The organism is Mesorhizobium sp. M7A.F.Ca.ET.027.03.2.1 (genome assembly GCF_003999175.1).
GTDB lineage: Bacteria > Pseudomonadota > Alphaproteobacteria > Rhizobiales > Rhizobiaceae > Mesorhizobium.
Genome location: NZ_RZOM01001673.1, coordinates 1 through 742, shown reverse-complemented (window position 1 = coordinate 742; position 742 = coordinate 1). Strand labels below are relative to the sequence as shown.

The window sequence follows — 742 nt, the reverse complement described above, 5'->3', positions numbered from 1 at the left end:
CGTCAAGAGCCTGGTTCGCCTGAAGTCGCTGACCGACGAGTTGCGGCTGCGCGCCTCGACGACGCGCAACATCGGCATCGAGGAGTTGCTCAGCCGCAATTTCGCATCCGAGGACACGACGCCCAAGGTGCTTTTGATCGACGAACGCAAATCATCCGTCGAGCGCATCCAGAAGATGCTGCGCGACCGGGCCGATCTCGACGTCACACATGATCCGCATGCCGGTTTCTTCCAGGCCGCCGAGACGTCCTATGAATGCGTGATGATCTCGACCGCGTTCGCCGATTTCGATCCGCTGAGGCTCTGTTCGCAGTTGCGCTCGCTCGATCGCACCCGTTTCGTGCCGATCATCCTGTTGGCGGAGGAGGGCGAGGAGGAACGCATCATCCGCGGCCTCGAACTCGGCATCAATGATTATCTGATGCGGCCGATCGACCAGCAGGAATTGACGGCGCGGCTGCGCACCCAGGTGCGCCGCAAGCGTTACAACGACCAGCTGCGCGCCAGCGTCACCCAAACCATCGAAATGGCGGTGACCGATGGACTGACCGGGCTGCACAACCGCCGCTATCTAGACAGCCACCTGCAGACGCTGTTCGATCGCGCCGAGGCGCGGCGCCGGCCGCTGTCGGTGATGATCACCGACCTCGACCGCTTCAAGGCGATCAACGACGCGCACGGTCATGACGGCGGCGACGAGGTTCTGCGGGAATTCGCACGACGGCTGCGCAAGAATGTCAGG

The 742-nt window shown here is 62.8% G+C and carries 1 protein-coding gene; it reads left to right on the top strand.

Annotation, left to right across the window (positions count from 1 at the left end; translation table 11 throughout):
- A partial coding sequence (locus EN750_RS37270; protein WP_127399475.1) for a diguanylate cyclase occupies window positions 1–742 on the top strand: 742 nt, incomplete at both ends.